Here is a 6,398-nt window from a genome sequence, read left to right as displayed (position 1 = left end):
GCTACAGCCCGGTGCCGGCCGCGGCGGCACGCCGGCCGGCACCGGGCTGTAGCGGCCGGTCCCCGGGCCGCCGGGACGGGGCACCCCCGCCGGCGGCGACGCCACGGGCGGTGCCGAAAGGGCCGGCCGGGGCCGGGCCACGACCCGGTCGACCGGCGGCGAGGGCGCCACGCCCACGACCCGGCTGATCCGCGTGCGCAGCGAGCCCTGCGACAGCGCCGAGGTCTCGCCGTTCTCGACGTCGGTCGGGATCACCGGGGGCGTCGGGCCGGCCGCCGCGCGCCGCGGTTCCCGACGGGCGTTGCCGCGGCCGTCGGGGAGCAGGGAGAGCTTGCGGCCGGCGGCGAGGTCCTCCACCCAGCCGAAGGCCAGCACGGCCACGACGATCAGCCAGACGGCGATCGCGAAGTGCTGGCCCTCGGAGTTCCAGCCGAACCGGTCGCCGATCGCGGGCGCGACCCCGATGGCCACGTTGTGCCAGAGGTAGATGGTGATCGCCCGCGCGTTGACGACCGTGACCAGCCGCCCCAGCACCGGCACCTTCTCGAGCCACGCCACCTGCGGGTTCAGGCGCAGCACGAGCAGCACCGCGCCCAGCGACACGAGGGCCTGGGCGAACGGGATGTCGTTGAGGTCGATGCCGATGTCGCCGGCCGGGTGCGTGAACGCCCACGCCAGCCCGCCGCCGACGAACAGCACCGCCAGCCCGCTCGTGAGCGCCAGCGGGAGCCGGCGCAGCGTGCCGTCGCGGTGGGCGAAGCCGAGCATCCAGCAGGCCGCGAACGTCGCTCCGTCGACGAGCACCGGGCCGGCGTTCGCCCACTCGGAGATCGGCGAGCCGAGGACGGCGTCGACGCCGACGACCACCAGCGGCACGGCCAGCGCCACCAGCGGCCGGCGCCGGAACGCCCACAGCATCACCGGCGTGAGCAGCACGAACCACAGGTAGGCGCGGATGTACCAGAGTCCGACGACCGCGTCGGCGCCCCAGTCGCTGCCCGGCGGGTCGATCAGCGGGAACACCCAGTACAGGAGGTCCGACCAGACGAGCGGCGACACCACGTCGCCGTCGGCGTCCTGCCCGGCCCACCCGTGCCACAGCATGATCGGGACGGCGAGGAGCCCGAAGAACCACAGCGGCGGCAGGAGGCGCCGCAGCCGGTGGCCGATGACGTCGAGGGCCTCGCCGCGGCGCAGCGACTGCACCATCAGCGACCCGCCGAGGGCGAACATGACGCCCATCGACGGGAAGACCATGCTCATCCAGCCGTCGCCGAACGCGTGGTAGGTGACGACGCGGACGAGCGCGGTCGCGCGGAGCAGGTCGAGCCACCGCTCGCGGCCGCCGCCCGTGCGCGGAGCGCGGGTCTCGGCGGGGGCGGCCGGGGCGTCATCGGGCGCGGGGCCGCGGACCGTGGCGGGCGCGGGCAGGCGGTCGGCGGCCGGGCGCGAGCGTCCGTCCTGGCCCGCGGGGGCCGCGAGGTGCTCGGCCACCGCGCCGGTGCGCTGCAGCTTCTGCCAGCGCACGCCGGCGCCGGTCAGCGCGCTGACCACGGCCTGGACGAGCACGACGTACATGAGCTGGCGGTACATCAGCTGCTGCACCGGCAGCGCCCACAGCGGGCCGAGCGGCTCGTCGTCCATCCGGAACGCGATGACGCCCGCGATCACCTGGAGCACGAGCATCGAGCCCCACAGCAGGAGCGCGACGGCCGGATCGCCGAAGATCAGCCCGTACACGAAGAGCAGGTCGACCAGCGGCGCCGCCAGCGGCAGGGCCACGTGGAAGACGCCGATGTGCGCGAGCCCGAGCCGGCCCATCCGTCCGGACGCGCCGCGCTCGCGCAGGGCGCGGCGGTGCTTCCAGAGCGCCTGCATCGTGCCGTAGCTCCAGCGGAAGCGCTGCCGCCACAGCTGGCCGGCCGACACCGGCGCCTCGGTCCACGCGAGGGCGCGGTCGGCGTAGACGACCCGCCAGCCCGCACGCCCCAGTGCGATCGTCAGGTCGGTGTCCTCGGCGAGGGTGTCCGACGAGAGCCCGCCGACCTCCTGCACCGCCTCGCGACGGAACGCGCCCGCCGCGCCGGGGATCGTCGAGATCGACCCCCAGCTGTCCTGCACCCGCCGGTCGACGTTGAAGCCGACGACGTACTCGATGTGCTGCATGCGCGGGACCATGCGCGTGCGGTTCGCGATCTTGACGTTGCCGGCGACGGCGCCGGTGCCGGGGTCCGCGAACGGGGCGACCAGCTGGCCCACCGTGTCCGGCTGGAAGATCGTGTCACCGTCGATCATGACGATGAGGTCGTGCTTCGCGGCCGCGACGCCGCGGTTGAGCGCCGCGGACTTGCCGGCGTTCTCCTGGCGCACGACCCGCACCCGCGGCAGCGCGAGGTCCTCCAGGAGGTCCGCGGTGCCGTCCGTGGACCCGTCGTCGACCACGACGACCTCGAGCGGGTGGTCGTTGGCGAGGATCGAGCGGACGGTCGCCTCGATGTTCTCGGCCTCGTTGTAGGCCGGCACCACCACCGACACCGGGTCGGTGACCGGCTCGCCCCACGAGAAGGACGGGTCGCGGCGCCGCTTCGCGTGCCGGCGCGCCACGACCACCATGACGACCAGGCGCATGATCACCAGGGCGCCGACGCCGATGAGGGCGAGCGCCATGACGGAGACGACGCCCTGGGCGACGCCGACGGTCGCGAGCAGGGCGTGGCCGAGCGTGCGGTCGCGGGCCGGCGCCGGCTGCCCGTGCGGACCGAGACCGGCCGCGTCGCTGACCGTCGCGAAGCGGTAGCCCTGGGCCTGCAGCTCGGGGATCAGGCGGTCCAGCGCCGCGACGGTCTGCGTCCGGTCACCACCCGCGTCGTGGAGCAGGACCGTCGCCCCCGCGCCGTTCTGCGGCGTCGCGTTGCGGACCACGGCGTCGACGCCGGGGCGCTGCCAGTCCTCGCTGTCGACGTCGGTGAGCACGGTGACGTAGCCGTCGCGCCCGGCGGCGAGGACCGTGCCGTAGCCCGGGTCGTCGAGCGCGTCGGCCGTCGAGGAGAACGGCGGGCGGATGAGGTGGGTCGAGACGCCGGTGGCGCCGGCGATGGCCAGCTCGGTGTCGGCGATCTCGCGGTCACGCCGCCAGTCGGAGACGCCCGCGAGGTCGGGGTGGGTGAACGTGTGGACGCCGATCTCGGAACCGGACGCCACGATGCGCTGGGCGAGCTCGGGGTGGCGGGCGACCATCGAGCCGACGGTGAAGAACGTGCCGGGCACCTGGTGGCGGGCCAGCACGGCCAGGATCTGGGGCGTCCACGTCGGGTCCGGGCCGTCGTCGAACGTCAGCGCGACCGTGCGGTCGGGGAGCCGGGCCGACCGGACGGGCTGGGTGCGCGAGTCGATGATCGGGCCGCCCGCGCTGATCGCCGCCGGGACGTCCTCGTGCCCCTCGGGCGGGCGCGCGTGGGCGTCGTTGCCGATGGCGGAGTTCACGAGGCCCGAGACGGTCAGCACCGTGAGGACCATGACCACCAGGACGACGGTCATCGTCCAGATGCCCCAGCGGCGGGGTGGACGGACCGATCGGGCGCCAGCCCTCGTCACTGTGCGTCACCTCTCCCCCGCCCACGGTGGCGTGACCGTGTCCTCGTCGTCACCTCGTCGTGCACTGAACGATATCGACGGGCGCGGACCGTGACGTGGCGCGGGGAGGTATCCCGGGGGTCGTGCGGGCCGAGCCGGACGTTCTCGACCTCTTCGTCCCTTGGTGTCCGGATTCGTGCGACCTCCGGCGGGATGTCCGACACCCACGGGGTGTCACCGGCGCCGCGACCCCGCCGACCGGGAGCGCGCGGCGGCGTCCGCCGAAGACCGTCGAGCCGGTGGCGGCAGGCGGGTCGGGCGGCCGTCCCCGGGCCCGCCGTGGCCCCGCGACGGTGGCGGAGCGTGGTCGGCCGCGCCGCGCCCTCGTGGTCGCTCTGCGCGACGGCGCCGGACGTGCGCTTGCGCCGCGGGGACCCCGGACGCGACGGTCGTTGCGTGAGCGCCCCCGTCCGCGAGCCCCGTCGCCGCTCCTCGCTGGTGCGCCGGCTCCTGGCGCTGGAGATCGCGACGGTGGTGCTGACCGCCGTCATCGCCGGCGGGGTGAGCGCGTGGAGCACGCGCGCGACGATCGAGCGCGACGCGGCGGACAAGGTGCTCGCGGTGGCCGTGGCGATGGCTGCGTCGCCCGGGCTCGCGAACGCGGTCGCGGCCCGCGACGTCCCGCGGGTCCAGGCGGCGGCCGAGGGCGCGCGGGCGGGTACCGGCGTCTCGTTCGTGACGATCATGGACCCGTCCGGGACGCGGCTGAGCCATCCCGACCCGGCCCGGATCGGCGAGACCTACCAGGGCACGTTCGCGCCCGCGGCGGCCGGCGCGACGCTGGTGGAGACGTTCCCGGGCACGCTGGGGCTCTCGGTGCGGGCGATCGTGCCGGTGCGGGATGCCGGCGGCGGGGTGGTCGGCATGGTCGCCGCGGGGCAGCTGCGGGTGCAGGTCGTCGACCGGGTCCTGCGCGAGCTCGCCGTGCTGGCGGTGGCGGCCGCGCTGGCCATCGCGCTCGGGGTGGGCCTCGCCGCCTACGCCGCGCGGCGGGTCAAGCGCGACACCCTGGGCCTCGAGCCCCGCGAGATCACCGCGCTGCACCGGCACCACGAGGCGGTCATGGCCGCCATGCGCGAGGGCCTGCTCGTCCTCGACGTGGACACCGGCCGCGTCGTCGTCCTCAACGGCGAGGCCGCGCGCCTGCTCGGCCTGCCCGACACCGTCGACCCCTCCCGCGCCGCCGGGCCGACCCTCGACGAGCTCGGCGTGGACCCGGCCCTGCGCGAGCGCCTCGCCGACCGCTCCCCCGTCACCGACGAGACAGTGCTCGTCGGCGAGCGCCTGCTGCTGGTGAACCGCACGGATCTGGCCGAGGCCGGGGCCTCCGACCTCGTCGTCACCCTGCGGGACCGCACCGAGCTGGAGGCCATGACGCGCGAGCTCGACGACGCCCGCTCGGTCACCCGCGCCCTGCGCTTCGCCGCCCACGAGCACGCCAACCACCTGCAGGCGGTGTCCACCCTCATCGAGCTCGGGGCGCACGACGACGCCCGCGCGCTCGCCCAACGCTGGACGCACGACCTGCTCGGCGGCGCCGACGGCGGTGCCGGGACCGGCGAGCTGCGCGACCGGCTCGCCGACCCCGCCCTCGCCGCGCTCGTGCTCGACAAGGCCGCCGACGCGCGCGACCGCGGCCTCGTGCTGCGGGTGGGCGAGACGACGGCCCTCACCCCCGACGAGGCCGGCGACGAGCAGGCGTCGACCGACCGCGTCACCGTCGTCGGCAACCTCGTCGACAACGCGCTGGACGCCGCGCTCGCCGGCGCGCACGCGGGCGGCGGGGGCGGCGTCGTCGAGCTCGACGTGCACGCCCACGGCGACCACGTCGTCGTCCGCGTCGCCGACGACGGGCCCGGCCTGGCCGACCCGGAGACCGCGTTCACGCCCGGCTGGTCGACCAAGGGCACCGACGGTCACGGCCTGGGGCTCGCGCTCGTCCGCCGCGTCGTGGCGCGACGCGGGGGCGAGCTGGCGGTGGCGCCGGGGCCGGACGGGCGCGGCACCGTGGTCACGGTGACGCTGCCGATCGCGGCTCAGTCGCCGGCGGCCAGCCGGTAGCCGACGCCGCGCACGGTGACCACCGCGCCGGGCGCGTCGAGCTTGCTGCGCAGCGCCGCGACGTGGACCTCGAGGGAGTGCAGGCCCGCGTCGAGGCCCGGGTCGTCGGCGGCGAGGCCCCAGACGTCGTCGAGGAGGTCGGCGCGCGACACCACCGCGCCGTCGCGGCGGGCGAGGGCGGCGAGCAGGTCGAACTCCTTGCGCCGCAGCGTCACCTCGCGCCCCGAGACCTCCACGACGCGCCGCGAGAGGTCGATGCGCAGCGGCCCGGCCTCCACGACGGGGGCGACGACGTGGCCCGCGCTGCGGCGCAGCACCGCCTCCATGCGCGCGGTCAGCTCGTCGACCGCGAACGGCTTGACCACGTAGTCGTCGGCGCCGCTGCGCAGGCCGAGCACGCGGGCCTGCTGGTGGCCCCGCGCGGTGACGGCGATGATCGGGACGGCGGACCGCGCGCGCAGGCGCCGGCACACCTCGACGCCGTCCAGGTCGGGCAGGCCGAGGTCGAGCAGCACGATGTCGGGCGGGTCGGCGGCGGCCCCGGGGCCGGTGACGGCCTCGAGCGCGGCCGCCCCGGTGCCCACGCCGGTGACGCGGTAGCCGGCCGCCCGCAGCGCCGTGGCCAGCGCGTCGCGCACCGCGTCGCTGTCGTCCACCAGCACGACCTTCACGCCCACGCCCCTTTCCTCAACTCCTCCCCAACT

3 protein-coding genes are annotated in these 6,398 nt (G+C 76.1%); 1 reads left to right on the top strand and 2 read right to left on the bottom strand.

From position 1 onward, the window contains the following. A partial coding sequence (locus tag ABD994_RS19870) for a glycosyltransferase (RefSeq protein WP_345418931.1) occupies nucleotides 1–3,537 on the bottom strand: 3,537 nt, incomplete at its 3' end. Between the two features lie 492 nt (nucleotides 3,538–4,029). Here ABD994_RS19870 and ABD994_RS19865 point away from each other — a divergent pair. Then, nucleotides 4,030–5,694, top strand: coding sequence for a sensor histidine kinase (locus tag ABD994_RS19865; RefSeq protein WP_345418928.1), 1,665 nt, complete (start codon nucleotides 4,030–4,032; stop codon nucleotides 5,692–5,694). On the opposite strand, the gene ABD994_RS19860 is transcribed toward ABD994_RS19865, so the two are convergent. Beyond that, nucleotides 5,670–6,371 (bottom strand): response regulator transcription factor, encoded by a 702-nt coding sequence (locus tag ABD994_RS19860; protein ID WP_345418925.1) that lies wholly within the window; start codon nucleotides 6,369–6,371, stop codon nucleotides 5,670–5,672. The genes ABD994_RS19865 and ABD994_RS19860 overlap by 25 nt on opposite strands. Between the last annotated feature and the right edge of the window lie 27 nt (nucleotides 6,372–6,398).

Origin of the sequence: Actinomycetospora chlora, from assembly GCF_039542135.1 — a bacterium.
In the GTDB taxonomy this organism is placed as follows: Bacteria; Actinomycetota; Actinomycetes; order Mycobacteriales; family Pseudonocardiaceae; genus Actinomycetospora; species Actinomycetospora chlora.
This window is presented reverse-complemented; position numbering and strand designations above follow the sequence as displayed.